This window comes from Azotobacter vinelandii CA (genome assembly GCF_000380335.1).
Taxonomy (GTDB): domain Bacteria; phylum Pseudomonadota; class Gammaproteobacteria; order Pseudomonadales; family Pseudomonadaceae; genus Azotobacter; species Azotobacter vinelandii.
In genome coordinates this window covers 166781-192479 of sequence record NC_021149.1, presented here as the reverse complement: position 1 = coordinate 192479, position 25699 = coordinate 166781, and the positions used below count along the sequence as shown (strand labels likewise).

At 61.4% G+C, this 25699-nt stretch carries 20 protein-coding genes, 2 tRNA genes and 3 rRNA genes; 14 read left to right on the top strand and 11 right to left on the bottom strand.

Features of this window, described 5'->3' with window-relative positions:
* Positions 1-45: 45 nt before the first annotated feature.
* A complete protein-coding gene (locus AVCA_RS00950; RefSeq protein ID WP_012698886.1) occupies positions 46-822 on the top strand; it encodes an N-acetylmuramoyl-L-alanine amidase in 777 nt (258 codons plus the stop codon).
* Between the two features lie 34 nt (positions 823-856).
* On the opposite strand, the gene AVCA_RS00945 is transcribed toward AVCA_RS00950, so the two are convergent.
* A complete protein-coding gene (locus AVCA_RS00945; RefSeq protein ID WP_231876304.1) occupies positions 857-1411 on the bottom strand; it encodes a Tll0287-like domain-containing protein in 555 nt (184 codons plus the stop codon).
* 146 nt (positions 1412-1557) lie between these two features.
* Between AVCA_RS00945 and AVCA_RS00940 the strand changes: the two genes are divergently transcribed.
* The 3 genes from AVCA_RS00940 to AVCA_RS00930 all read left to right on the top strand — a co-directional run bounded on the left by AVCA_RS00940 (position 1558) and on the right by AVCA_RS00930 (position 3478).
* On the top strand, positions 1558-1992 hold the full coding sequence (locus tag AVCA_RS00940) for a YeeE/YedE family protein (protein ID WP_012698884.1): 435 nt from the start codon (positions 1558-1560) through the stop codon (positions 1990-1992).
* Between the two features lie 2 nt (positions 1993-1994).
* Positions 1995-2414: a DUF6691 family protein gene (locus tag AVCA_RS00935; protein ID WP_012698883.1), complete on the top strand. Its 420-nt coding sequence runs from the start codon at positions 1995-1997 to the stop codon at positions 2412-2414.
* A 200-nt stretch (positions 2415-2614) separates the two neighbouring features.
* Positions 2615-3478 (top strand): MBL fold metallo-hydrolase, encoded by an 864-nt coding sequence (locus AVCA_RS00930; RefSeq protein ID WP_012698882.1) that lies wholly within the window; start codon positions 2615-2617, stop codon positions 3476-3478.
* A gap of 127 nt (positions 3479-3605) precedes the next feature.
* Here the strand turns inward: AVCA_RS00930 and AVCA_RS00925 are convergent, their stop codons facing one another.
* Together AVCA_RS00925 and AVCA_RS00920 are read right to left on the bottom strand one after the other, a co-directional pair.
* Positions 3606-4139 (bottom strand): acyloxyacyl hydrolase, encoded by a 534-nt coding sequence (locus AVCA_RS00925; RefSeq protein WP_012698881.1) that lies wholly within the window; start codon positions 4137-4139, stop codon positions 3606-3608.
* Positions 4140-4358: 219 nt separating this feature from the next.
* Positions 4359-4559, bottom strand: coding sequence for a hypothetical protein (locus AVCA_RS00920; protein WP_041806852.1), 201 nt, complete (start codon positions 4557-4559; stop codon positions 4359-4361).
* Positions 4560-4639: 80 nt separating this feature from the next.
* Here AVCA_RS00920 and AVCA_RS25830 point away from each other — a divergent pair, with 80 nt between their 5' ends.
* Positions 4640-4852 (top strand): hypothetical protein, encoded by a 213-nt coding sequence (locus tag AVCA_RS25830; RefSeq protein WP_144061653.1) that lies wholly within the window; start codon positions 4640-4642, stop codon positions 4850-4852.
* Positions 4853-4883: 31 nt separating this feature from the next.
* On the opposite strand, the gene AVCA_RS00915 is transcribed toward AVCA_RS25830, so the two are convergent.
* From AVCA_RS00915 to AVCA_RS00880, 8 genes are all read right to left on the bottom strand, one after another.
* The gene (locus tag AVCA_RS00915) at positions 4884-5186 is read right to left on the bottom strand and encodes an I78 family peptidase inhibitor (protein ID WP_254796224.1); all 303 of its coding nucleotides are present in this window, start codon (positions 5184-5186) and stop codon (positions 4884-4886) included.
* 107 nt (positions 5187-5293) lie between these two features.
* On the bottom strand, positions 5294-8434 hold the full coding sequence (locus AVCA_RS00910; protein WP_012698878.1) for an efflux RND transporter permease subunit: 3141 nt from the start codon (positions 8432-8434) through the stop codon (positions 5294-5296).
* 25 nt (positions 8435-8459) lie between these two features.
* Entirely contained in the window at positions 8460-9593 is a 1134-nt protein-coding gene (locus AVCA_RS00905) for an efflux RND transporter periplasmic adaptor subunit (RefSeq protein WP_041806851.1), read from the bottom strand.
* A 228-nt stretch (positions 9594-9821) separates the two neighbouring features.
* Positions 9822-9937 (bottom strand): 5S ribosomal RNA (gene rrf, locus AVCA_RS00900).
* A 161-nt stretch (positions 9938-10098) separates the two neighbouring features.
* A 23S ribosomal RNA gene (locus tag AVCA_RS00895) occupies positions 10099-12990 on the bottom strand.
* Between the two features lie 245 nt (positions 12991-13235).
* Positions 13236-13311 (bottom strand) — tRNA-Ala (locus AVCA_RS00890).
* A gap of 44 nt (positions 13312-13355) precedes the next feature.
* Positions 13356-13432: transfer RNA gene (locus tag AVCA_RS00885), tRNA-Ile, on the bottom strand.
* 91 nt (positions 13433-13523) lie between these two features.
* Positions 13524-15059: ribosomal RNA gene (locus AVCA_RS00880) — 16S ribosomal RNA — on the bottom strand.
* Together the 16S, 23S and 5S rRNA genes with 2 tRNA genes alongside form the textbook arrangement of a ribosomal RNA operon.
* A gap of 1252 nt (positions 15060-16311) precedes the next feature.
* On the opposite strand from AVCA_RS00880, the gene AVCA_RS00875 reads away from it, so the two are divergent.
* From AVCA_RS00875 to AVCA_RS00835, 9 genes are all read left to right on the top strand, one after another.
* Positions 16312-17484, top strand: a complete 1173-nt coding sequence (locus tag AVCA_RS00875) for a Re/Si-specific NAD(P)(+) transhydrogenase subunit alpha (protein ID WP_012698876.1) — start codon at positions 16312-16314, stop codon at positions 17482-17484.
* Positions 17485-17494: 10 nt separating this feature from the next.
* Positions 17495-17803 carry an NAD(P) transhydrogenase subunit alpha part 2 gene (locus AVCA_RS00870; RefSeq protein WP_012698875.1) on the top strand — a complete coding sequence of 103 codons (309 nt, stop codon included), beginning with the start codon at positions 17495-17497 and terminating at the stop codon, positions 17801-17803.
* Positions 17804-17805: 2 nt separating this feature from the next.
* Positions 17806-19239, top strand: a complete 1434-nt coding sequence (locus tag AVCA_RS00865) for an NAD(P)(+) transhydrogenase (Re/Si-specific) subunit beta (RefSeq protein ID WP_012698874.1) — start codon at positions 17806-17808, stop codon at positions 19237-19239.
* A 137-nt stretch (positions 19240-19376) separates the two neighbouring features.
* Positions 19377-19694: a DUF2388 domain-containing protein gene (locus AVCA_RS00860; RefSeq protein ID WP_012698873.1), complete on the top strand. Its 318-nt coding sequence runs from the start codon at positions 19377-19379 to the stop codon at positions 19692-19694.
* A gap of 215 nt (positions 19695-19909) precedes the next feature.
* Complete coding sequence (locus AVCA_RS00855) at positions 19910-20224, top strand: DUF2388 domain-containing protein (protein ID WP_012698872.1); 315 nt, start codon at positions 19910-19912, stop codon at positions 20222-20224.
* Positions 20221-22215, top strand: a complete 1995-nt coding sequence (locus tag AVCA_RS00850) for a DUF7844 domain-containing protein (RefSeq protein WP_012698871.1) — start codon at positions 20221-20223, stop codon at positions 22213-22215. The genes AVCA_RS00855 and AVCA_RS00850 overlap by 4 nt, the downstream gene beginning before the upstream one ends.
* 30 nt (positions 22216-22245) lie before the next feature.
* Complete coding sequence (locus tag AVCA_RS00845; protein ID WP_012698870.1) at positions 22246-22671, top strand: OsmC family protein; 426 nt, start codon at positions 22246-22248, stop codon at positions 22669-22671.
* 176 nt (positions 22672-22847) lie between these two features.
* The gene (locus AVCA_RS00840; protein ID WP_012698869.1) at positions 22848-23750 is read left to right on the top strand and encodes an AEC family transporter; all 903 of its coding nucleotides are present in this window, start codon (positions 22848-22850) and stop codon (positions 23748-23750) included.
* 168 nt (positions 23751-23918) lie between these two features.
* Positions 23919-25625: a Na/Pi cotransporter family protein gene (locus tag AVCA_RS00835; RefSeq protein ID WP_012698868.1), complete on the top strand. Its 1707-nt coding sequence runs from the start codon at positions 23919-23921 to the stop codon at positions 25623-25625.
* Positions 25626-25699: the final 74 nt, after the last annotated feature.

Below are 25699 nucleotides of genomic sequence, written 5' to 3'. Positions count from 1 at the left end.
AGGGCCCGCCGAACCTTCGATCCTTGCCGGACACGCCCGAACTCCATGAAGTCGCTTGCCCTTCCCCTGATCCTCGCCTTGCTGGCCGGCTGCGCCGTCGGCCCACGGATCGACACCCGCTACAGCTCGCGCGGCCAGGACAGCCGCGTCCAGTACATCGTTCTGCACTACACCTCGGAAGATCTGCCGGGCTCGCTGCGCCAGCTCACCCGGGGCGAGGTCAGCAGCCACTATCTGATCGATGCCAAGCCCGCGACCATCTACCGCCTGGTCGAGGAGAACCGCCGTGCCTGGCATGCCGGAAACAGCCAGTGGCGCGGCAGAACCTGGCTGAACGCCAGCAGCATCGGCATCGAGCTGGTCAATCCCGGCTATCTGGACACGCCCAACGGGCGTCTTTGGTATCCCTATCCGGCGAAGCAGATCGATGCGCTGATCGTTCTCCTCAAGGACATCGTCAAGCGTCACGGGCTGGGACTGGAGGCGATAGTCGGCCACAGCGATATCGCCCCGCTGCGCAAGGTCGATCCGGGACCTCTGTTTCCGTGGAAGCGCCTGGCCGAGGCCGGACTCATCGTCTGGCCGGATGCGCGCCGGGTAGCCGAGCTGCAGACGCGCTACGCCGTTCGCCTGCCGGATGTCGCCTGGTTCCAGGAACAGTTGGCCCGACACGGCTATGCCCTGGAACGGCATGGCGTGCTCGATGCCGCGACGCGACGGGTCATTGCCGCCTTCCAGATGAAATACCGTCCGGCCCGCTTCGATGGCGAGCCGGACGCCGAAACCGCGGCCCTGCTGGCCACCCTGAACGAAACGAGGTGAGGAAAACGGGCGGCAGGCGACAGAGGCCTATCGCTCAGGGCGTAGTTTCTTCGAGGGGACGACGCAAGGTGAAGGCACCGCGAAGCTCGCCAAGGGCGAAGCCTCGCGCCCGGTCCTGCGGATAACGCTCGTCCAGGATATCGAGCAGGGCCCTGTCGATGTTCTCGCCATGACAGGCCAGGCAAGGTTCCCCGGTGGGAATGGCCTGCATGTAGCGATACTCGCCGTCGACCACTTCAGCATGGCTCAGGCCGGCGACGGGCTGCCCTGCGGCGGCGGCCGCGGAAAAGCGCTCCAGAACCCGACGCTCCCAGGCATCCGGACGGTTGGCCGGATTGCGCACCTTGAGAGCGGTTCGCCCGACCGTCCAGGGCTTCCGGCCGTGCTTCCCGGCGATGGCCGGCGCCTGGCTCTGGCAGGCTCGCACCGCGCTCCGCGATCCGCCTTCGGCCAACGCCTGCCCGAGGGTGTCCTGCAGCGCCTGGGCGAAGGGCGGTATCAGGGCACGCGCCTCGGCCTCGAATCCCTGCGGGTCGGCGAGCGAGACTCCGCTGGCGAACAGCAGGGTCAGAGCGGCGGGAAAACGCATGGCTACCTCCATGTATGCTGACGGAAAAACATCGATGAAGAAGGAACGAAGGGCGGCCGGCTTCCGAAGGCCTCATCCCTATGCTTGAAAACATTTTATAAATAAATATATTGTCCGGCCAAGCGATCTTGCGAAGGAGCGATGCGATGCATATCGACTGGGCGCACTTCACCCCCTGGACGGCACTGGCCGGCGGTGCGCTGATCGGCCTTGCCGCCAGCCTGTTCGTGGTGCTGAACGGACGAATCGCCGGGATCAGCGGCCTGCTCGGCAGCCTGCTGCAGCGTGACTCGGATGGCCGCGACGAAAAAGCGCTGTTTCTCCTCGGCCTGCTGGCGGCGCCACTGCTCTGGAGCCTGTTCGGCGCCCTGCCGAAGGCCGAATTCCGGACTGGCTGGTTCGGCCTGGCGATCGCAGGAGTGCTGGTCGGCCTCGGTAGCCGCTACGGTTCCGGCTGTACCAGCGGGCATGGTGTCTGCGGGATTTCCCGCCTGTCGCCACGCTCCATGGTCGCGACCCTGGTCTTCATGAGCGGCGGATTCGCCACTGTCTTCGTCCTACATCACCTGTGGGGAGGTTGAACATGCGCAGACTGACCGCACTGCTCGCCGGACTGCTCTTCGGCATCGGCCTGTTGCTGGCCGGCATGAGCAATCCGGCCAAGGTACTGGGTTTTCTCGATCTGGCCGGCTCCTGGGACCCTTCGCTGGCACTGGTGATGGCCAGCGCCATCGGCGTCGCCCTGCTGCCTTTCGGCTGGGCCAGGCGCCAACGGCGCTCATTGTTGAACACACCCATGCAGTTGCCGCAGAAACGCGGGCTGGACCACCGGCTGATCGGCGGCAGCCTGACGTTCGGCATCGGCTGGGGCATCGCCGGCGTCTGTCCGGGCCCGGCCCTGACCCTGCTGTCCGGCGGTTACTGGCAGGGCCTGATCTTCGTGCTCGCCATGCTCGGCGGCATGGGCCTGTTCAGCGTCTTGGAGCGTCGGCGCAATTCCTGACCATCGAACAGGAAGCCCGCGCGCCCCACGCATGCTCGTCGACCTATCTTCGCCGGCAAGCAGCCTCCTTCACATACGCCCGACCTACACTGGATGGGCATCAGCAAGCGCGGAAAGCGCGGCCGGCATCGGGCACGCCCTCCGCCAGGCTTTCGCATCGTGCCCCCGTAGTATGGATTCCCCTTGCCGAAGGACAGCCCATGAACATCCGTGTAGAAGCCTTCTTCGATCCCGCCACCTGCACTTACAGCTATGTGGCGAGCGACCCGATCAGCCGGCAATGTGCCCTGATCGATGCCGTACTGGACTATGAGCCCGCCTCCGGGCACATCGATCACAGTTCCGCCGACCGCCTGATCGCCCATGTCCGTACCCAGGAGCTGGAAGTGCGCTGGATTCTGGAAACCCATGTCCATGCCGACCACCTGAGCGCCGCCGCATACCTCAAGCGGCAGCTCGGTGGCAAACTCGGTATCGGCGAACACATCACCCAGATCCAGGAAACCTTCGGCGAGCTGTTCAACGCCGGCGAGGAGTTCGCCCGCGACGGCAGCCAGTTCGACCACCTGTTCCACGATGACGAAAGGTTCCGGCTCGGCGACCTCCAGGCCCATGTCCTCCACACCCCCGGACATACCCCGGCCTGCATCACCTACCTGATCGGCGATGCCGCTTTCGTCGGCGATACCCTGTTCATGCCCGACTACGGCACTGCCCGCTGTGACTTTCCCGGCGGGGACGCACGTACCCTGTATCGCTCGATCCAGCGGCTCTACCGGCTGCCGGACGAAACCCGGGTGTTCGTCTGCCACGATTACAAAGCGCCAGGACGTACCGAGTTTCTCCACGAAACCAGCATGGGCGAGGAGCGCCGGCACAACATTCATGTGCATCAGGACATCGACGAGGAAGTCTTCGTGGCGGTACGCAACGCGAAGGATGCGACCCTCGCCATGCCGGCCCTGATCCTTCCTGCCGTGCAGGTCAATATGCGCGCCGGAGAACTCCCGCCGGCCGAGGACAACGGCATTCGCTACTTGAGGATCCCGCTGAACGCACTCTGAGCCAGCTCTCGTCGTCGGGCCGCCGGATTTCCACGATGCTCAGGGAAAAGGAATCTGGACGGCCAGAGACTGGCCGCCCAGCTCGAACTCCGGCGCAGAGGGCGTAGAGCTCGAGCGCAACACCGAATCAGAAGGCGTGGCTGTAGTAAGCCGAGAAGGACTCGATGCCGTCGTTGGGCTGTTTGATGCCGGCGTTGGAGTAGTGAATCGCCCGGATGCCGACTTTTTGGCCACCCGCGAACTTGATGCCGGCGCCGATGCGATCCTCGAAGTTGAAGGAGGAACCCAATTGCTGCTCGCCCACGCGGGTCTTGGAGAAGAAGGCAACGCCGACGCCGAGTTCGAGGAACGGGGTGACGCTGCTGAAGCCGCTGAACTCGTAGGTGAACACCGGGCTGAACGACAGCGAATGCGCACCCGCGTAGTTATCGTTGCCGGAGCCGCCTTCCCAGTAGGTATAACCGGCATCCCAGTAACCCGTCACATAGCCCAGGTCACTCTTCCACCATTGCTTCTCCCAGGGCAGGCCCAAACTGAGGCGATAGGTCATATCATTCTGACTGGTGACGCCGACCGCAGCACCTACCTCGACAGCCTGTGCCACCCCCGCCGAACCCAGAAGCAGAACGGCGACTGCGGGCAATGACAGATATTTTCGCATTGAAACATCCTCTATTTGTTAGCAAGTACGATTATGCAGAACTCCTGGACAGTCCGGACCTGCCTGGCCGGACGCAAGTCTCCCGTCAGGCGACGGGCAAAACGAGTCTCGCAGAAAAGGCACGCGAGCATTGCATGCGACATCCGCACGCAATGCGGCGGCGGGAGTTTCGCACGATAATGGCCCGAACTTGAATATTTATTCTATTGGATCGGCTCCTCACGGAGTGGCCAGAGCTTTCTTGTATTTCTCGTATTTATCCGGAGACAGAGCGCTTCGCCCCAGCATGCCCTGGGCGAACTCCTTGATCTCGGCATCCGAATAGGCCCTGTGGGCTATCTGCGGCGGCGATCCACAGCCGCTCAGCATGCACGGAACGAAGGCAAGCGCCATCCATAACGGAACGACCACCGATTTCATAGGTTCAACCTGCAAGTTGAGTGGTTGGATTTCCGCATCCGGCCCACGTCATGGCTCCATCCTTATCCAGGCGGATCGGAATGAAGCAGGAACTCGTGCTGCCACGCGCAGCAACGACCGGATTTATGAAAAGCCAGGAGATTCTAGAAGTCGTTGGAAGGGCAAAAAACCAGGGATTCCAAAAAGTATCGTTACTTTATTCGCAACAATATATTGAGGATTTTCTTACAATCGTTGGAGTTTTTGTCGGGAATGTCTGTTTTACATCAAGCCTTCCGCCTCGGCCAAAATAGGCCGGGGCGGTATTGAGCGAACGGAATTCATCTAGCCGCAATGGACCTGCCTGATCACCAGGTGCTCGTCGACGTCCAGATTCAGACGCTTGGAATCGTAGTCCAGCGTTACGCTGTCCTGAGGACCGGTCACCCGTGCCCGCAGTGCTCCAGCACGACGCCGGGCCTCCTCGAGCAAGGCGGGGCTGGCGGTCTGGCCGACCAGATCCTGCACCGCGCTGTCGCTGCATCCCTGGCTGGAGACCGCCGGAACAGGTTCGGACTTGCCGGCGGAACTGCAACCGGTCAACAGCATTGCAAAGAGGAGGCTGAGGGGGGCGTATCTCGAAATCATGTCTGCTCCTAAAGTAATGCAAGCCCGACAACCATATCATCCTTGAGGCTGCTGCCCCGGCCGCTGGCGATGGATGTCTCCCGTCGATAGCCGAAACCACGCAGGGCTCATGGCACCTCACCGCGGTCGGCAGCCTCGGGGCGACGATCCCCGAACAGGGATGACACCAATACGTAGAATAGCGGCACCCAGAAGATCGCCAGCACCGTGGCGGTGAGCATGCCGCCGATCACTCCCGTACCGATGGCATGCTGGCTGCCGGCACCGGCACCGGCACCGCTGGAGACGGCCAGCGGCACGACACCGAGGATGAATGCCAGAGAAGTCATGATGATCGGCCGCAGGCGCATGCGGCAGGCCTCCACTGCTGCCTCCGGGAGCGCCATACCCTGCTCGTGCAGGTCCTTGGCAAACTCGACGATGAGGATCGCATTCTTCGCCGACAAGCCGACGGTGGTGAGCAGGCCCACCTGGAAGTAAACATCATTGGAGAGTCCGCGCAGGCTGGTGAAGCAGAGCGCGCCTATGACTCCCAGCGGCACGACCAGCATCACCGAGAAAGGAATCGACCAGCTTTCGTAGAGGGCCGCCAGGCAAAGGAACACCACCAGCAGCGAGAGTGCGTAGAGCGCTGGCGCCTGGGATCCGGAAAGACGCTCTTCGTAGGACAGGCCGGTCCAGGCGTAACCGATACCCGGCGGCAATTCCTCGGCGATCCGTTCCACCTCGGCCATGGCCTCCCCGGAGCTGTAACCGGGTGCCGGCTCGCCGAGAATCTCCATCGCCGAGACGCCATTGTAACGGGCCAGTTTCGGCGGACCGTAGGTCCACTCGCCGTTGGCGAAAGCACTGAAGGGCACCATGGTGCCGGCCGCATTGCGCACGAACCACTTGCCGAGGTCTTCGGGAGTCATGCGTGCCTTCGGCTCGCCCTGCAGATAGACCTTCTTCACCCGTCCCCGATCGATGAAATCGTTGACGTAGCTGGCACCCCAGGCGATGGAGATGCTGCTGTTGATGTCCGCCAGGGGGACACCATAGGCACGGGCCAGTTCGTCATCGATCAACAGGCGATACTGCGGCTCGTCGCGCAGACCATTGGCACGTACCCGGCTGAGCACGGGATTCTTCGCAGCGCGGGCGAGAAACTGGTCGCGGGCTGCGCTCAACGCTTCGTGGCCGACGCCGGCGCGGTCCTGCAAAAAGACATCGAAGCCACTGGCATTGCCCAACTCCATCACCGCCGGTGGAGCATAAGCGAAGGCCAGGGCGTCGCGAAACCCGGCAAAGCGCTGCTGGGCACGCTGGGCGAGGGCAAACACATCATCTTCTTCACCGGTCCGCTCGGCCCAAGGCTTCAATGAGATGAATGCCAAGCCGGAACTCTGCCCCCGGCCTGCGAAATTGAAGCCGGTGACGGTGAAAACCGAGTTGACCAGATGACCCTCCTCCGTCAGCAGGTAATTGCGCATTTCGTCCACCACCAGTTGGGTTCGCTCAGCGCTGGACCCCGAGGGGGTCTGCACTTGCGCGTAGAGCACGCCTTGATCCTCGTCGGGCAGGAAAGCGGTCGGTATACGGCTGAACAACCAAACCATGAGCGCGACTATTGCCAAGTAGAGCAACAGATAAGGTAGCTTGCGGCCGAGCACCTGCCTGACGCCACGCTCGTAACCTCGGACACTGCGCTCGAAGCTGCGGTTGAACCAGCCGAAGAAACCACGCTTCCGGTGATGCTCGCCTCTGCTCACGGGCTTGAGCAGAGTCGCACAGAGCGCCGGGGTGAAGATCAGCGCGACCAGTACCGATAGCGCCATGGCAGCGACGATGGTGATGGAGAACTGTCGATAGATTACCCCGGTCGAGCCACCGAAAAAGGCCATGGGTACGAACACTGCGGACAGCACCAAGGCAATGCCGACCAAAGCACCCTGGATCTGTCCCATCGACTTGCGTGTGGCCTCCCGCGGTGGCAAGCCATCCTCGACCATGACCCGCTCGACGTTCTCGACTACCACGATGGCGTCATCGACCAGCAGACCGATGGCCAGCACCATGGCGAACATGGTCAGGGTATTGATGGTGAAACCGAATGCGGCGAGCACACCAAAGGTGCCGAGCAGCACCACCGGGACCGCCAGGGTCGGAATCAGCGTGGCCCGGACGTTCTGCAGAAACAGGTACATCACCAGAAAGACCAGGACGATCGCCTCGCCGAGGGTTTTCACCACCTCCTCGATGGAGGCCGAGATCACCGGCGTAGTGTCATAGGGGTAGACGACTTTCACCCCCGGCGGGAAAAAAGGCTCCAGTTCGGCGAGGGTATCCCGCACCGCCTGGGCCGTTTCCAGTGCGTTGGCATCGGTCGCGAGCCTGATCGCCATTCCCGCGGCGGGCCGCCCGTTGTAGGTCGAAGTGATGCTGTAATTCTCACCACCCAGTCCCACCTCGGCGACATCGTCCAGGCGCACCTGCGAGCCGTCGCCATTGACTTTAAGCAGGATGTCGCGAAACTGCTCGGCTGTCTGCAGACGGGTCTTGCCGATGATCGTGGCACTGAGTTGCTGGTCGGGTACGGCCGGAAGACCGCCGAACTGGCCGGAGGAAACCTGGACATTCTGGCTCTCGACCGCGTTGCGCACATCCACCGGAGTCAACTGGAAGTTGTTCAGGCGGGCCGGGTCCAGCCAGATGCGCATGGCATATTGCGAGCCGAAGACCTGGAAATCACCCACGCCCTTGGCCCGGGAAAGGGGATCCTGAATATTGGAAACGATATAGTTGGCCAGATCGTTGCGGTCCATACTGCCATCTTCGGAAACGAAGCCAACGATCAAGAGAAAGTTTCGCACCGACTTGGTCACTCGGATGCCCTGCTGCTGAACCTCCTGTGGCAACAGCGGGGTGGCCAGTTGCAGTTTGTTCTGAACCTGAACCTGGGCAATGTCCGCATCGGTACCGGGTTCGAAGGTGGCAGTGATGGTCATGTTGCCATCCGAATTGCTGTCCGAAGTGATGTAGCGCAGGTTGTCGATACCGTTGAGCTGCTGCTCGATCACTTGCACTACCGTATCCTGAACGGTCTGTGCCGAAGCGCCCGGATAGGTCACGGAAATGCTCACCGCCGGCGGAGCGATACTTGGATATTGATTGATTGGCAACCCAAGAATGGATAGCCCACCAGCCAACATGATCACCAAGGCAATCACCCAGGCAAAGATAGGGCGATCGATAAAAAATCCGGACATCGTGCTATCCCTTAGCGCAAGCCTTCTAGCCTGAAGGTTGCGTGGACGTCCCAGAGTCCTGCCTGACATTGCCGGCTGGCACTGCCTTTACCTCGACTCCCGGCTGAATGAACTGTAGCCCTTCAGTGATCAACCGGTCGCCCGGTAGAAGTCCTTCGTTCACCAGCCAGCGATTACCGACGGCACGTTCTGCCTTGAGCGTTCGTAGCTCGACTTTGTTCTCTGTATTGACCACCATGGCGATGGCTTCGCCTTTGGTATTGCGTGTCACGCCCTGCTGTGGCGCAAGAATCGCTTCGCTCTTCATCCCACGGAACAGGCGAGCATGGACGAACATCCCCGGCAGCAGCTCCCGGTCGGGATTCGGAAACACGGCTCGCAAGGTTACCGAACCGGTACTCTCGTCGACGGCAACTTCGGAAAACTCCAATCGTCCCTCATGGACATATTCGCTGCCATCTTCCAACATCAGCCTCACCTTGGCCGCATTCTCTCCCGTTCTTTCCAAGCGACCGCTGGCCAGATCACGGCGTAACGCCAGCAATTCACGCGCCGGCTGAATGACATCCACATAGATGGGGTCGAGTTGATGAATGGTTGCCATTACCTGAGCCTGGCCATTGCTGACCAGCGCACCTTCGGTTACGGCAGAGCGCCCGATACGACCAGAGATAGGCGCTAATACTCTGGTATAGCGAAGATCTATGCGAGCCTTGTCCAAGCCGGCTTCGGCCTGCAGATAGGCGGCTCGAGCCTCCTCATAAGCCTGTTGGCTCACGGCGCGACTCTTGATCAGTACGGCATAGCGTTCCGCAAGCGATTTGGCGGAAGCCAAACTGGCCTCCGCCTCTTTCAAGGCAGCCTCGTATACTGAGGCATCGATTTGATACAGCTGCTGCCCACCTCTCACTTCAGTGCCTTCGATAAACAAACGCTTCTGGATGATACCGTTGACTTGAGGACGTACTTCCGCAATCCGATAGGCAGCCGCACGGCCCGGCAACTCATGAGTCAGCACATATGGTTGCGGCTCAAGCGTGACGACGCCCACCTCAAGCACCTGGTGTGGTGCTGGCGACTCCCGCTTGCAGCCGTTCGACAGCAGCGCCGCCAAAATGATGGCAGCCACTGCAGCAACAGGGGCTCGCCTCTTTGGCATCCGAGGAACCTCGCGCATAGTGATCCCGACTGGTCTTGCCGCCTTACAAGCGTAGATGTCCTGAGGGAAGAGCAGCGAACGGAACAGCGGCGCGCCCGGAGGAAAACGGCCGGGGCGCCACCCGACGGGCCTGCGGAGAGAGACGAGCCCTTGCCGGGGCGGACCTACGAGCCAGGGCCAAGCAAAAACCCCCGGACCGATGACTCGGTCCGGGGGTTCGCAAAAGGCGCTTGACGATGACCTACTCTCACATGGGGAAACCCCACACTACCATCGGCGATGCGTCGTTTCACTGCTGAGTTCGGGATGGGATCAGGTGGTTCCAACGCTCTATGATCGTCAAGCAATTCGGTTGCCGCCGTGTCGATGACACGACAGCCAATCGGGTAGGTGATAGCGGTAGCCTGTTTCCGGCAGCGTGCGGTCCAGCCAAATCTTCGGCCTGTCGGCTGCGCCCTCTCCGTGCCGCCCCGCTGGGGCTGGCAACAGATTGTTTGGGCGTTATATGGTCAAGCCTCACGGGCCATTAGTATGGGTTAGCTCAACGCCTCACAACGCTTACACACCCCACCTATCAACGTCGTAGTCTGCGACGGCCCTTCAGGGAGCTCGAGGCTCCAGTGAGATCTCATCTCGAGGCGAGTTTCCCGCTTAGATGCTTTCAGCGGTTATCTCTTCCGAACGTAGCTACCCGGCAGTGCCACTGGCGTGACAACCGGAACACCAGAGGTTCGTCCAACCCGGTCCTCTCGTACTAAGGTCAGCCCCTCTCAAATCTCAAACGTCCACGGCAGATAGGGACCGAACTGTCTCACGACGTTCTAAACCCAGCTCGCGTACCACTTTAAATGGCGAACAGCCATACCCTTGGGACCGGCTTCAGCCCCAGGATGTGATGAGCCGACATCGAGGTGCCAAACACCGCCGTCGATATGAACTCTTGGGCGGTATCAGCCTGTTATCCCCGGAGTACCTTTTATCCGTTGAGCGATGGCCCTTCCATACAGAACCACCGGATCACTAAGACCTACTTTCGTACCTGCTCGACGTGTCTGTCTCGCAGTCAAGCGCGCTTTTGCCTTTATACTCTGCGCGTGATTTCCGACCACGCTGAGCGCACCTTCGTACTCCTCCGTTACGCTTTGGGAGGAGACCGCCCCAGTCAAACTGCCCACCATACACTGTCCTCGATCCGGATGACGGACCGGAGTTAGAACCTCAAGCATGCCAGGGTGGTATTTCAAGGATGGCTCCATGGGAACTGGCGTCCCCACTTCAAAGCCTCCCACCTATCCTACACAAGCAGGCTCAAAGTCCAGTGCAAAGCTACAGTAAAGGTTCACGGGGTCTTTCCGTCTAGCCGCGGATACACTGCATCTTCACAGCGATTTCAATTTCACTGAGTCTCGGGTGGAGACAGCGCCGCCATCGTTACGCCATTCGTGCAGGTCGGAACTTACCCGACAAGGAATTTCGCTACCTTAGGACCGTTATAGTTACGGCCGCCGTTTACCGGGGCTTCGATCAAGAGCTTCGCTTGCGCTAACCCCATCAATTAACCTTCCGGCACCGGGCAGGCGTCACACCCTATACGTCCACTTTCGTGTTTGCAGAGTGCTGTGTTTTTAATAAACAGTCGCAGCGGCCTGGTATCTTCGACCGGCATGGGCTTACGGAGTAAATCCTTGACCCTCACCGGCGCACCTTCTCCCGAAGTTACGGTGCCATTTTGCCTAGTTCCTTCACCCGAGTTCTCTCAAGCGCCTTGGTATTCTCTACCCGACCACCTGTGTCGGTTTGGGGTACGGTTCCTGGTTACCTGAAGCTTAGAGGCTTTTCTTGGAAGCAGGGCATCAACCACTTCGCCTTCGTAAAGGAAGGCTCGTCATCGGTTCTCGACCTTGACCACCCGGATTTGCCTGAGTGATCGGCCTACCGCCTTAAACTTGGACAACCAACGCCAAGCTGGCCTAGCCTTCTCCGTCCCCCCATCGCAGCAACCAGAAGTACGGGAATATTAACCCGTTTCCCATCGACTACGCTTTTCAGCCTCGCCTTAGGGGCCGACTCACCCTGCGTCGATTAACGTTGCGCAGGAACCCTTGGTCTTTCGGCGTGGATGTTTTTCACACCCATTGTCGTTACTCATGTCAGCATTCGCACTTCTGATACCTCCAGCAAGCCTCTCGACTCACCTTCACAGGCGTACAGAACGCTCCTCTACCGCGCATCTTGCGATGCACCCGTAGCTTCGGTGCCTGGTTTGAGCCCCGTTACATCTTCCGCGCAGGCCGACTCGACTAGTGAGCTATTACGCTTTCTTTAAAGGGTGGCTGCTTCTAAGCCAACCTCCTAGCTGTCTAAGCCTTCCCACATCGTTTCCCACTTAACCAGGACTTTGGGACCTTAGCTGACGGTCTGGGTTGTTTCCCTTTTCACGACGGACGTTAGCACCCGCCGTGTGTCTCCCGTGCTGGCACTTGCCGGTATTCGGAGTTTGCATCGGTTTGGTAAGTCGGGATGACCCCCTAGCCGAAACAGTGCTCTACCCCCGGCAGTGATACACGAGGCGCTACCTAAATAGCTTTCGAGGAGAACCAGCTATCTCCGAGCTTGATTAGCCTTTCACTCCGATCCACAAGTCATCCGCTACCTTTTCAACGGGAGTCGGTTCGGTCCTCCAGTCAGTGTTACCTAACCTTCAACCTGCTCATGGATAGATCGCCCGGTTTCGGGTCTATACCCAGCGACTTGGCGCCCTATTAAGACTCGCTTTCGCTACGCCTCCCCTATACGGTTAAGCTTGCCACTGAATATAAGTCGCTGACCCATTATACAAAAGGTACGCAGTCACCCAACGAAGTGGGCTCCCACTGCTTGTACGCATACGGTTTCAGGTTCTATTTCACTCCCCTCTCCGGGGTTCTTTTCGCCTTTCCCTCACGGTACTGGTTCACTATCGGTCAGTCAGGAGTATTTAGCCTTGGAGGATGGTCCCCCCATGTTCAGACAACGTTTCACGTGCGCCGTCCTACTCGATTTCATTGACCAGGGACTTTCGTGTACGGGGCTATCACCCGCTACGGCGGCACTTTCCAGAGCCTTCCACTAATCCCAAGCCAACTTAAGGGCTGCTCCCCGTTCGCTCGCCACTACTAAGGGAATCTCGGTTGATTTCTGTTCCTCAGGGTACTTAGATGTTTCAGTTCCCCTGGTTCGCCTCTTGCCCCTATGGATTCAGGACAAGATACCCGGCTTGTGCCGGGTGGGTTTCCCCATTCAGAGATCGCCGGATCACGGGCCGTTTGCCGCCTCCCCGACGCTTATCGCAGGCTACCACGTCTTTCATCGCCTCTGACTGCCAAGGCATCCACCGTATGCGCTTCTTCACTTGACCATATAACCCCAAGCAATCTGTGGCCTCGCGGCCGTGCCTGGCTGGTGTGAAGACGACATTTGCCGAACATTTGCGCTTGAACTCGCACATTTGCCTTGACCACGCCGATCGCAGTGAAACAATCGACGCGTCGTACTTCTATCACATACCCGAATTGTTAAAGAACGGTTCTGGCGCAAAGACCAGAAATCAGCATTCGCCCTATGGGAAATGCTCATTTCTAAGCTTTCAGCGATGGTGGTGGGTGGTGGAGCCAAGGAGGATCGAACTCCTGACCTCCTGCGTGCAAAGCAGGCGCTCTCCCAGCTGAGCTATGGCCCCTCTTGCCTTGCGCGAGGTCGACACCGGCCACGACCCTTGACAATTGGTGGGTCTGGGCAGATTCGAACTGCCGACCTCACCCTTATCAGGGGTGCGCTCTAACCAACTGAGCTACAGACCCAATCGTCTCACTCTCGGGTCTAGACCCAATCGCTGTTTGCCAGGGAATCAAGCAATTCGTGTGGGTGCTTATGATAAGCCGGATCTTCGATTAAGGAGGTGATCCAGCCGCAGGTTCCCCTACGGCTACCTTGTTACGACTTCACCCCAGTCATGAATCACTCCGTGGTAACCGTCCTCCCGAGGGTTAGACTAGCTACTTCTGGAGCAACCCACTCCCATGGTGTGACGGGCGGTGTGTACAAGGCCCGGGAACGTATTCACCGCGACATTCTGATTCGCGATTACTAGCGATTCCGACTTCACGCAGTCGAGTTGCAGACTGCGATCCGGACTACGATCGGTTTTCTGGGATTAGCTCCGCCTCGCGACTTGGCAACCCTTTGTACCGACCATTGTAGCACGTGTGTAGCCCTGGCCGTAAGGGCCATGATGACTTGACGTCATCCCCACCTTCCTCCGGTTTGTCACCGGCAGTCTCCTTAGAGTGCCCGACCGAATCGCTGGTAACTAAGGACAAGGGTTGCGCTCGTTACGGGACTTAACCCAACATCTCACGACACGAGCTGACGACAGCCATGCAGCACCTGTCTCTGCGCTCCCGAAGGCACCCATCAATCTCTTGAAAGTTCGCAGGATGTCAAGGCCAGGTAAGGTTCTTCGCGTTGCTTCGAATTAAACCACATGCTCCACCGCTTGTGCGGGCCCCCGTCAATTCATTTGAGTTTTAACCTTGCGGCCGTACTCCCCAGGCGGTCGACTTAATGCGTTAGCTGCGCCACTAAGCTCTCAAGGAGCCCAACGGCTAGTCGACATCGTTTACGGCGTGGACTACCAGGGTATCTAATCCTGTTTGCTCCCCACGCTTTCGCACCTCAGTGTCAGTATCGGTCCAGGTGGTCGCCTTCGCCACTGGTGTTCCTTCCTATATCTACGCATTTCACCGCTACACAGGAAATTCCACCACCCTCTACCGTACTCTAGCCCAGTAGTTTTGGATGCGGTTCCCAGGTTGAGCCCGGGGCTTTCACATCCAACTTGCCGAACCACCTACGCGCGCTTTACGCCCAGTAATTCCGATTAACGCTTGCACCCTTCGTATTACCGCGGCTGCTGGCACGAAGTTAGCCGGTGCTTATTCTGTCGGTAACGTCAAGACGCTTGGGTATTCACCGAGCGCCCTTCCTCCCAACTTAAAGTGCTTTACAATCCGAAGACCTTCTTCACACACGCGGCATGGCTGGATCAGGCTTTCGCCCATTGTCCAATATTCCCCACTGCTGCCTCCCGTAGGAGTCTGGACCGTGTCTCAGTTCCAGTGTGACTGATCATCCTCTCAGACCAGTTACGGATCGTCGCCTTGGTGGGCCTTTACCCCACCAACTAGCTAATCCGACCTAGGCTCATCTGTTAGCGTGAGGCCCGAGGGTCCCCCACTTTCTCCCGTAGGACGTATGCGGTATTAGCGCGAGTTTCCCCGCGTTATCCCCCACTAACAGGCAGATTCCTAGGCATTACTCACCCGTCCGCCGCTCGCCGGCAACCCGAAGGTCCCGCTGCCGCTCGACTTGCATGTGTTAGGCCTGCCGCCAGCGTTCAATCTGAGCCATGATCAAACTCTTCAGTTTCAATTCGTTCGGATCCTAAGATCCCAAACTTGGCTCAGCAATCGCCATAACTCATGAATTCACGAGTCGCTTGGACTTGCTGACTGTCTTGCGATGCCAGGCTTGCCACAAGCGCCCACACGAATTGCTTGATTCCACTTTGTTAAAGAGCGTTTCGACCGGGCTTCCCCGTCCGAGGCCGCGCATTCTACCGCAGCCCGTGAACCTGTCAAGCGTTTCGATACGTGTTTCGCATCCGCTTCGCTGACCCTTTCCTGCCCTGCCTCACGGCCAACCCTTTGATTTTCAAGGGCTTGCCCTGCTGGGCGGAAAGTGGGGCGCATTATAGGACCTGAAAACGGAACGTCAACACTTAATTCAAACTTTTTATAAACACGACGCAAGGCCCCCTCATACGGGTGATGGATGGGTAATTCGGTACTTCATATATTCCTAGCTGCCAGCGAAACGGACACAAATAAATAAAGACAGCGCCCTAGCCGAAGCAATATGTATCCAGTCACGAACCAGAGCACTCCACGCTGCCGCAAGGCAGCGATCTGCTTGCAATCAAGATCCAGAACTTCCTCCTGGCTTGAACGTTCCCGCTTCGCCCTCCGCACGCCAGGTCAGACTCATTCCCCCGATGGTCTGGATCCTGAAGCAGGATGAAGGCCAGTTGGGCTAAGACCGGTGATGGAGCGCAGACCAAGTCTGCGGATCAGTTGCTGGCCCCTCGGGACGTTTCAGATCGACTGTGTAGGAGCGCTTGTCGCGAACCGAAAGAAAGAAGGTGGGTCGCTTCGGAAGTTTCCACCTTCACTCTGGACATCATCGAGAAAGGGTAGCGCCAGTGGCGAGCATCGCCCCATGCCAGGACGCTTGACCTTCCTATGCTCTTGGCGCCAAAGCCCGGCGAGCGCCGTGGATAACCCGACTACACAGATCAAGGAAAGTGACCGGACACGGCTCCTACAACAAGAGAGATAGATCGCCAAAGCCAGCTACGGGAGAGGATGCAACCTTTGCGCGTCTACCCACTCTGATAGCGTGGGTACTTTAGACTAAAGTAGGATGTGCTGTTTTCTACACGGAATGAAGCAGCCCTTCAGGTTCATCCGCGCCCCAAGCGACAGAGATGTGCGGCCCTGTCGAACCGGATGTCCCGACAGTCCGCTTCCAGTCTAGGCCACCGATGTTTCGCTGTGGCCGAACAAGACTCCGTCGAGTTTTGGCCCAGGGAAGAGTTACGAAATCAAACAAGGAGAAAAACGTGCATATTGGCGTTCCACTAGAGACCCTCATCGGGGAAACAAGGGTTGCCGCGACACCGGAGACCGTGAAGAAGCTGGTCAGCCAGGGTCACGCTGTCACTGTGCAAAGCGGGGCCGGTCTCAATGCCAGCCTTCCGGACAGTGCATTCGAAGCGGCTGGCGCCAGGATCGGCGATGCAGCGACGGCTTTCGGCGCCGACATCGTGCTCAAGGTCGTGGCTCCCACCCCGGCAGAATTGGCCCAGATGAGAGCTGGCACAGTGCTGATCGGCATGCTCAACCCGTTCGATGATGGCAACATCGCACGCATGGCCGACAGCGGCATCACCGCCTTCGCGCTGGAGGCGGCACCACGTACCTCGCGAGCACAGAGCCTCGACGTGTTGTCCTCACAGGCCAACATCGCCGGCTACAAGGCCGTCATCCTCGCAGCCAATCACTACCCACGCTTCATGCCGATGCTGATGACCGCCGCAGGCACGGTGAAAGCCGCTCGCGTGCTGATTCTCGGCGCCGGCGTCGCCGGTCTGCAGGCAATCGCCACGGCCAAGCGCCTGGGCGCCGTGATCGAAGCCTCCGATGTGCGCCCGGCGGTGAAGGAGCAGATCGAGTCCCTCGGCGCCAAGTTCGTCGATGTCCCCTTCGAAACCGAGGAGGAACGCCAGTGTGCCGAAGGCGTGGGCGGCTATGCCCGGCCGATGCCGGCATCCTGGATGGAGCGCCAGGCCAAGGCGGTACATGAACGCGCCAAGCAGGCCGATATCGTCATCACCACTGCGCTGATTCCCGGCCGCAAGGCACCGACCCTGCTGCACGAAGCCACCGTACAGGAAATGAAGCCGGGCTCGGTGGTCGTCGATCTCGCCGCCGCACAGGGCGGCAACTGTCCGTTGACGGTACCCGACGAAGTAGTGGTCCGCCACGGCGTGACCATCGTCGGCCACAGCAACCTGCCGGCCCTGGTAGCGGCCGACGCCTCTGCACTCTACGCGCGTAACCTGCTGGATTTCCTCAAGTTGGTGGTCGACAAGGAAGGCCACTTCCACCTCGACCTGGAAGACGACATCGTCAAGGCCTGCCTGATGTGCGAAGGCGGCCGGGTCGTGCGGAACAATGGCGGAGCCTCCGGCCCGTCGACCACCACCGTGCAGGCAACGAAAGAAAACGCATAAGGACAAGAACATGGACCTGATTTCCGACGGGCTCTACAACCTGATCATCTTCGTGCTGGCGATCTATGTCGGCTACCACGTGGTGTGGAACGTCACGCCCGCCCTGCACACACCGCTGATGGCAGTGACCAACGCCATATCGGCGATCGTCATCGTCGGCGCCATGCTCGCCGCAGCGCTCACCGAAACCGGCCTGGGCAAGCTGATGGGCACCCTCGCCGTGGCCCTGGCCGCCGTCAACGTGTTCGGTGGCTTCCTGGTCACCCGGCGCATGCTGGAAATGTTCAAGAAGAAAACGGCGAAGGCGGAGGCCAAATAAGAATGAGCATGAACCAGATCACCCTCCTCTACCTGGTCGCCTCGGTGTGCTTCATCCAGGCACTGAAGGGGCTTTCGCATCCGACCAGTTCGCAGCGCGGCAACCTGTTCGGCATGGCCGGCATGGCCATCGCCGTGCTCACCACGCTGGCCCTGGTGTTCAAGCTGAATGCCGAAGTCGCCGGCAGCGGCATCGTCTTCATCATTCTCGGCCTGTTGCTCGGCGGTAGCGTCGGCACCCTGATGGCCAAGCGCGTCGAAATGACCAAGATGCCCGAGCTGGTCGCCTTCATGCACAGCATGATCGGTCTGGCCGCGGTGTTCATCGCCATCGCCGCCGTGTTGGAGCCGCAGTCGCTGGGCATCGTACAGACCATGGATGCCCCGATCCCGACCGGCAATCGTCTGGAGTTGTTCCTCGGTGCAGCGATCGGCGCCATCACCTTCTCCGGATCGGTGATTGCTTTCGGCAAGCTGTCGGGCAAATACAAGTTCCGCCTGTTCCAGGGCGCTCCGGTGCGGTTCCAAGGCCAGCATCTGATCAACCTGCTGGCCGGCCTGCTGATCCTCGCCCTCGGCCTGACCTTCACCCTCAACGGCAGTACCGCTGCCTTTGCCCTGCTGTTGCTGCTGTCCTTCGCCATCGGTGTGCTGCTGATCATTCCCATCGGCGGCGCGGACATGCCGGTGGTGGTGTCGATGCTCAACAGCTACTCGGGCTGGGCCGCGGCCGGCATCGGCTTCTCGCTGAACAACTCGATGCTGATCGTCGCCGGCTCGCTGGTCGGCTCGAGTGGCGCGATCCTCTCCTACATCATGTGCAAGGCGATGAACCGCTCGTTCGTCAACGTGCTGCTCGGTGGCTTCGGCGCCGACGCCTCCGCCAGCACTGAAACCGCCCAGGAACAGCGCAGCGTCAAGTCCGGCTCGGCGGACGATGCGACCTTCCTGCTGTCCAATGCCGACAGCGTGATCATCGTCCCCGGCTACGGTCTGGCGGTAGCCCGCGCCCAGCATGCGTTGAAGGAGCTGGCGGAAAAGCTCACCGAGCATGGCGTCGACGTGAAGTTCGCCATCCACCCGGTTGCCGGCCGCATGCCCGGGCACATGAACGTGCTGCTGGCCGAGGCCGAACTACCCTACGAACAGGTCTACGAGATGGAGGATATCAACTCCGAGTTCGGCCAGACCGACGTGGTGCTGGTGCTGGGTGCCAACGATGTGGTCAATCCGGCGGCGAAGAACGATCCCAAGTCGCCGATCGCCGGCATGCCGATCCTGGAGGCCTTCAAGGCCAGGACCATCATCGTCAACAAGCGCTCGATGGCCAGCGGCTATGCGGGTCTCGACAACGAGCTATTCTACTTGGACAAAACCATGATGGTATTCGGTGACGCCAAGAAGGTGCTCGAGGATATGGTCAAGGCGGTGGCATGATTTATCGCTCCGGAAGCGGGCGGAACGCTCGTGCCAAAACACAATGAAGTGACTCGCCACGGCCTTTTTATTAGGCTGTGACAACAGGGTGCGGCTACGGCCGCACCCTGTTGTCCTCTCATTAAGGAGTGTTTTGCATGTCCCGCCTGTCCTTGTTGGTCGCCACCGCCCTGCTCGCCACTACCACCAGTACCTTGGCCAGCAGCCTCCTCGCCACCACCGATACGATCGGCAACGCGCTGGCCAACTCCAGCGAATCGACCAGCGATCTCACCTTCGACGATGATGACGACAAAATAGTATTGGAAGCCCGTGACGACGCCGCCAGCTTCATCGCCAGCGAAGGCGCCATTCGCGGCGCACATCTGGAAGCCGCCTTGCAGCATATCCGTCGGCAGAGCCCGCAGCTCGAAGCCAGCGACCGGCAACTGGCCGAGGCAATCCTTGCCTTCTGAGCCGAAGACCCCGTCACAGTCGGTACGGCGCGCGGCCGCTCATCCTCGACACGGGATCCCACTCATCCCGGAATACTGGTTCGGCAGAGTGGATTCCGCTACTTTTCGCCCCGCGACTGCCGGCTGTCATCCTGGCACGTTCACTGCCGTCCCACAGGCATAGCCTCGGATTCCCTGTTCATCGAAACACCTCCTGTCGTAACCGAGATACCCACATGCGTCACACCCTGCCCGCCATCGCCCTGCTGCTGCTCAGCACCGCCACCCAGGCCCGAAGCCTGGAGCAAACCAGCAACATCGTGGTGCGCTCCCTCGACCGCTCCATCGATTTCACTTCCGACACCACCACTTCGATTCGCGACATGAAGGTGGTGATCGACGCCCACGACGACGCCGCCAGCTTCGTCGCCAGCGACGGCGCGATCCGCGGCGCACAACTGGAAGCCGCTCTCGGCGCGATCCGCGAGCGTCTGCCGGAAGCCCGTGAAGCCAGCGACCTGGCTTTGGCCGAAGCCATCCTGGCCCGGTGACCGGAGGTCGCGCCTGGCTGCTCGCTGCAGTCCTGCTACAGGCCAGCGCCGGCCTGCATGCCGAACTGCGCCTCGTCCTGCATACCGAGGGACTGAGCGAGAGCGAGCGACAGGCCAGCCAAACCCTGCTCGTTGAAGCCCAGGCCGCCCTGCCGCCCCGCCTGCGCGAGCAATTGGACCGGCGCGTGGAAGTACGCTGGAGCAGTCGCCTGCCGGAAAACGGCTATGGCCGCGCCAGCCGCCCGGATCGCCTCGAACTCAGCGCCCTCCTGTTGCCGGGCCTGGCCGATGGCTCGGCGGCCGCCGCACGAACCGGCCGCCCCCATGGCACGGTGCGCCGCGAACTGCTGGCTACCGTGCTGCATGAGCTGACCCACCTCTACGACCGCAGCCGTGCCTGGCCGGCGGAAGACAGGCTGCTGATGAGCCGCTGCCGCCAGCAAGTCGACAGCCTTGGTCCGATCGGCCTCGCGGAGCGTTGCCGCGGCCAGACCGCGCGCCGTTTCACGCTTTCCGACGATCCGCGTCTGCTCGATCTGGCCGGCTGGCAGCAGGCCGTCGGCCGCCGCGGCGAACGCGAGCGCGATAACGGCCAGGTGGCGCGCAGCCCGGACCTTTATGAACTGAGCAATCCCCGCGAATTCGTCGCGGTGAACATCGAGTACTTCCTGCTCGACCCGGTCTATGCCTGTCGGCGTCCGTCGCTATACCGCTATTTCAGGGAACACTTCGGCTGGGCTCCGGCGACACACGCCGAATGCCCGCCGACCTATCCCTACCTCAACGCCAGCCGCGACTTCGCCCGCCGGCCCCTCGGCCAGCTCGATCCCGAACGGGTCTACGAAGTCGACTACCTGTTCGCCGAAGCCAACGACAACTGGGCCAGCCGCTGGGGCCACAGCATGCTGCGCCTGGTGATCTGCGCCCCCGGACGGCCGCGCGGACCGGCCTGCCGGCTGGACCTGGACCACCACCTGGTGCTGTCCTACCGGGCCTTCGTCGGCGATGTGCAGCTCTCCAGCTGGGACGGACTGACCGGCAGCTATCCTTCGCGCCTGTTCATCCTGCCGCTCGACCAGGTGATCGACGAATACACCAAGGTCGAGCTGCGCAGTCTGGCCTCGGTGCCGCTCAGGCTCAGCGACGAGGAACGCCGCTCGCTGGTCGAACGCGCCGCCGAACAGCACTGGAGCTATGATGGCGACTACTGGTTCCTGTCCAACAACTGCGCGGTGGAGACCCTCAAGCTGCTGCGCGCCGGTACCGCCCGCAGCGAACTGGAGAGTCTCGACAGCATCATGCCCAACGGCCTGCTCGAGCTGCTGGTCGGGCGCGGCTTGGCCGACCGTAGCCGGCTGGACGACCCGCAGGAGGCGCTACGCCTGGGCTACCGCTTCGACTCCTTCCGCGAGCGCTACCAGGCGATGTTCGCGATCCTGCGCCAGCACCTGAGCGTTCCCCAGGAAAGCGTCGAGAACTGGCTCGCACTGCCCGCCGACGAGCGTCGCCCCTGGTTCGCCCGCACCGATCTGCGCGCCAGCGCCGCCCTGCTGCTGCTCGAGCAGGCAGCCATGCGACGTCAGTTGCTGCTCGCCCAGGAAGAGCTCAAGCAGCGTTACCTGAGCGGTCGCCAGGCGGATCGCCGCAGCCCCGAGCTGGCCAGGGCCGGTGCCACCCTGGACAAGATCCTCGCCAACAGCGGCTTCCTGAGCCGCCCGGCGGAGCTGCTCGACGGCGGCTACGGCCTGCCGCAAGCCGGCGAGTGGACTCGCCTCGAACAGCAGAGCACCGCCCGTCAACAGAACCTGCGCCAGCTCAACGACGACCTCGACCGGGAACTACGCATGTTGTTGCCAGCGCAGCGCCTGGCCGAACTACAGGGCGTCGAAACCAATCTCCGCCAGCTCGGCGACCACCTGCGCGCGCTGCACAAGGCAGCCGACGGCCTGCAACTGCCCGGCAGCGAACTTGTCCGTCCCGCTCCCCTCTGATGAGAACACTCACGCGACAGAGGACACCCCATGAAAAGGACAGGATCGGCCGTCTGGCAAGGTAACCTGAAGGAAGGCAAGGGTAGTGTCAGCACCCAGAGCGGTGTGCTCAAGGAACAGCCCTACGGTTTCAACACCCGCTTCGAGGACCAGCCCGGCACCAACCCCGAGGAGTTGATCGGCGCGGCCCATGCCGGCTGCTTCTCCATGGCGCTGGCCAAACTGTTGGGCGATGCTGGCCTGACTCCGGAACGGCTGGAAACCCGGGCCGACGTCACTCTGGAAAAACAGGGCGAGGGCTTCGCCATCACCGTCATCGACTTGACCCTCAAGGCCCGGGTGCCGGGCGCCACGTCAGAGCGGTTCAATGAAATCGCCAATCAGGCGAAAGCAGGTTGCCCGGTTTCCAAACTGCTCAATGCGCAAATCAACCTGAAAGCCACCCTGGAAGGCTAGAACCGCAAACGGCCTTGCCCACACCCAGGCATCCCGGACAGGAATGCACCGTGGTCAAGGCCTTCCCCTTCAGACGTCAGGCATTTCCCTGCGGATTGGTCCGCGCATGCCAAGCGCTTGCCTCACGGCACAGCCCCTGCCCAAGATGACAGCTCCTGGGAATCGTGGGGATACTCATGCCCGCTCTGCTGCTGGCCCTCTGGCCGTTATTCGCGCTGATCGTCGGCGGCTACCTGTTGCGCCGCCAGAATTTCCTCGCTGAAGACTTCTGGCCCGGCGCCGAACGGCTGAACTACTTCATCCTGTTTCCCGCCCTGCTGTTCCACAGCCTCGCCGAGGCACCGCTGGACAACCCAGCCCTGCCGCGCCTGAGCGCGGCCGTGCTGCTGGGGCTTGTGCTGGCCTGGACCGCCTTGCAGCTGGGACGGCGACTGTACGGCTGGCCCGCCGCGCGCTTCGGTGCCCTCGCCCAAGGCCTGCTGCGCTTCAATACCTACCTGGGACTGGCCGCGATCGGCAGCCTGTTCGGTCCTTCGGGCCTGGCCCTGGCCGCGCTGATGCTGGCGCTGCTGGTACCGGCGGTGAACCTGCTATCGGTCTGGGCGCTGAGCAATGAACCCGGACTCAGTGTGCGCCTGCTTCTGCCGATCCTGCGGAATCCGCTGATTCTCGCCTGCCTGGCCGGAGCGCTGCTCAACCTGACGGGACTGCCCCTGCCCACTGGCAGCGACCGCCTGCTGTCCCTGCTCGCCGCCGCCAGCCTGCCGCTCGGCCTGCTCTGCGTCGGCGCCGCCCTGCAACCGCGGGAGCTCGCCGGCGAGTTGCCGACCCTGGCCTGGAACTGCGCCCTGCGCCTGCTCGCCATGCCGCTACTGGCCTGGATCGTGGCCCGCCTGCTCGCCCTGCCGGCGCAGGAAAGCACCGTACTGATACTGTTCTTCGCCCTGCCCACCGCTCCCAGCGCTTACGTGCTGACCCGCCAGTTGGGCGGTGACGGCCATCTGATGGCCGGTCTCATCACCTCGCAGACTCTGCTGGCTGCCGCCAGCCTGCCACTGGTGCTGACACTGCTACCCTGAGACGGACGGACACCAGGCATCCGTTCCGATCGCTTCCCCTTTTGGCGAAGCAGGACTCCTTTGTTACAGAAATGTGATATGAATCAAAAAAGACGCCTCGGGCGTGTTCATCGTTCGAGCTGAACACGCTGGCGCCCTTCATCGTCCCAGTCGCTCAGGGGGCCCGGCATGCTAACGCTGCTTCACCTGCTGTCAGCCATCGCCCTGCTCGTGTGGGGCACACATATCGTTCGTACCGGCATCCTGCGCGTCTATGGCCTGCAACTGCGCCAGTTGCTCAGCCACAGCATGCGCCGGCCATCCCTGGCTTTCCTCAGCGGCATGGGCGTCACCGCACTGGTGCAAAGCAGTAACGCCACCGCCATGCTGGCCAGTGCCTTCGTCGCCGAGGGGCTGATGGCGCTGACTCCGGCACTGGCAGCCATGCTGGGTGCGGATGTCGGCACGGCCGTGATGGCGCGGGTGCTGACCCTGGATCTATCCTGGCTGTCGCCGCTGCTGCTGCTGTGCGGCGTCAGCCTGTTCCTCGCCCAGAAGAGGAACCGTGCCGGCCAGCTCGGCCGGGTGGCGATCGGCCTCGGCCTGATCATGCTCGCCCTCGAACTGATCGTCGTGGCCAGCGAACCCATCACCCATGCCCAAGGACTGGGCCTGTTGTTCGCCTCGCTGACCGGCGACCCGCTGCTGGCCGCGGTGATCGGCGCTCTGTTCGCCATGCTCACCTATTCCAGCCTGGCCACGGTGCTGCTCACCGCCACCCTGGCCGGTGCCGGACCGATCGACCTGCCGCAGGCCATCGGCCTGGTGATCGGCGCCAACATCGGCAGCGGCATGCTGGCCTACCTCAACAGCAGCCTGCATGCCGCTGCCGGCCGACGGGTCGCCCTCGGCAACCTGCTGTACAAGCTGCTCGGACTGCTGGTGCTACCGCTGCTCGATCCGCTGACGGCCTGGATGCGAACGCTGCCGCTCAGCCTGCAGGACCAGGTGATCGGTTTCCACCTGGCCTACAACAGCCTGCGCTGCCTGCTGCTGCTACCCAGCGTCGCGCCGATGGCGCACCTGTGCACCCGGCTGCTGCCGGAGCGGATGACGGAAAGAAACGGTACGGCCCAGCCGCGCTATCTCGATCCGGAGGCCCTGCCGACGCCGACCCTGGCGCTGGCCAATGCGGTACGCGAAACCCTGCGTATCGGCGATCTGGTCGAACAGATGCTCGGTCATCTACAGGATGTGCTGCTGGGACACCGGGCCGAGGCGGGCCGCGAGATCCGCCGCCTCGAAGACGAGCTGGACAGGCTCTACGGAGCGGTGAAGCTGTACCTGGCCAAGTTGCCGCGCCAATCGCTGGGCGACGCGGAAGACCGCCGCTGGGCGGAGATCATCGAACTGGCGGTCAATCTGCGCCAGGCCGGCTACATCCTCGCCAAGATGCAGCACAGGGCCGAGCGGCGGAGCGTCACCCGTCCCGATCAGGAAGAGCTGACGGAGCTGCATGGCGAACTTCTGGCCAATCTGCGCCTGGGACTGAGCGTGTTCCTTTCCGGCGACTCGCGCAGCGCGCGCCAACTGCTGCGCCAGAAACGCCGTTTCCGCGCCCTGGAACGCCATCTGGCGCATGCCCATGTCGATCGCCTGCATCGCCAGCCTCTGCACAGTGCCGAAGTCGGCTCGGCTCATCTGGAGTTGCTGGAAGACATGAAGCGCCTCAATTCGCTGTTCTGCTGCAGCGCCTATGTGGTGCTGGAGGCCGAGGCCCAGAACACCGACTACCCGGACGAAAGGCCCGGACACGGCCGACAGGACGACGAACTGCGCCGTCTGTTGATCGACGATGCGGCGAACAGACCGGCGGGAGGCTCGGCGGCGGGCTGAGAGCGGAGTATGCCGGCCGGTCGCCGCAGGTGGCCGGGAGGGCATGATTCATGCATTTCTTGCCGCTAGAATTG

Bases quoted from the DNA above. Each gene is read 5' to 3' on its own strand.
- AVCA_RS00950 (WP_012698886.1), top strand. From the start codon at position 46: ATGAAGTCGCTTGCCCTTCCCCTGATCCTCGCCTTGCTGGCCGGCTGC.
- AVCA_RS00945 (WP_231876304.1), bottom strand. From the start codon at position 1,411: ATGCGTTTTCCCGCCGCTCTGACCCTGCTGTTCGCCAGCGGAGTCTCG.
- AVCA_RS00940 (WP_012698884.1), top strand. From the start codon at position 1,558: ATGCATATCGACTGGGCGCACTTCACCCCCTGGACGGCACTGGCCGGC.
- AVCA_RS00935 (WP_012698883.1), top strand. From the start codon at position 1,995: ATGCGCAGACTGACCGCACTGCTCGCCGGACTGCTCTTCGGCATCGGC.
- AVCA_RS00930 (WP_012698882.1), top strand. From the start codon at position 2,615: ATGAACATCCGTGTAGAAGCCTTCTTCGATCCCGCCACCTGCACTTAC.
- AVCA_RS00925 (WP_012698881.1), bottom strand. From the start codon at position 4,139: ATGCGAAAATATCTGTCATTGCCCGCAGTCGCCGTTCTGCTTCTGGGT.
- AVCA_RS00920 (WP_041806852.1), bottom strand. From the start codon at position 4,559: ATGAAATCGGTGGTCGTTCCGTTATGGATGGCGCTTGCCTTCGTTCCG.
- AVCA_RS25830 (WP_144061653.1), top strand. From the start codon at position 4,640: ATGAAGCAGGAACTCGTGCTGCCACGCGCAGCAACGACCGGATTTATG.
- AVCA_RS00915 (WP_254796224.1), bottom strand. From the start codon at position 5,186: ATGATTTCGAGATACGCCCCCCTCAGCCTCCTCTTTGCAATGCTGTTG.
- AVCA_RS00910 (WP_012698878.1), bottom strand. From the start codon at position 8,434: ATGTCCGGATTTTTTATCGATCGCCCTATCTTTGCCTGGGTGATTGCC.
- AVCA_RS00905 (WP_041806851.1), bottom strand. From the start codon at position 9,593: ATGCCAAAGAGGCGAGCCCCTGTTGCTGCAGTGGCTGCCATCATTTTG.
- AVCA_RS00870 (WP_012698875.1), top strand. From the start codon at position 17,495: ATGGACCTGATTTCCGACGGGCTCTACAACCTGATCATCTTCGTGCTG.
- AVCA_RS00865 (WP_012698874.1), top strand. From the start codon at position 17,806: ATGAGCATGAACCAGATCACCCTCCTCTACCTGGTCGCCTCGGTGTGC.
- AVCA_RS00860 (WP_012698873.1), top strand. From the start codon at position 19,377: ATGTCCCGCCTGTCCTTGTTGGTCGCCACCGCCCTGCTCGCCACTACC.
- AVCA_RS00855 (WP_012698872.1), top strand. From the start codon at position 19,910: ATGCGTCACACCCTGCCCGCCATCGCCCTGCTGCTGCTCAGCACCGCC.
- AVCA_RS00845 (WP_012698870.1), top strand. From the start codon at position 22,246: ATGAAAAGGACAGGATCGGCCGTCTGGCAAGGTAACCTGAAGGAAGGC.
- AVCA_RS00840 (WP_012698869.1), top strand. From the start codon at position 22,848: ATGCCCGCTCTGCTGCTGGCCCTCTGGCCGTTATTCGCGCTGATCGTC.
- AVCA_RS00835 (WP_012698868.1), top strand. From the start codon at position 23,919: ATGCTAACGCTGCTTCACCTGCTGTCAGCCATCGCCCTGCTCGTGTGG.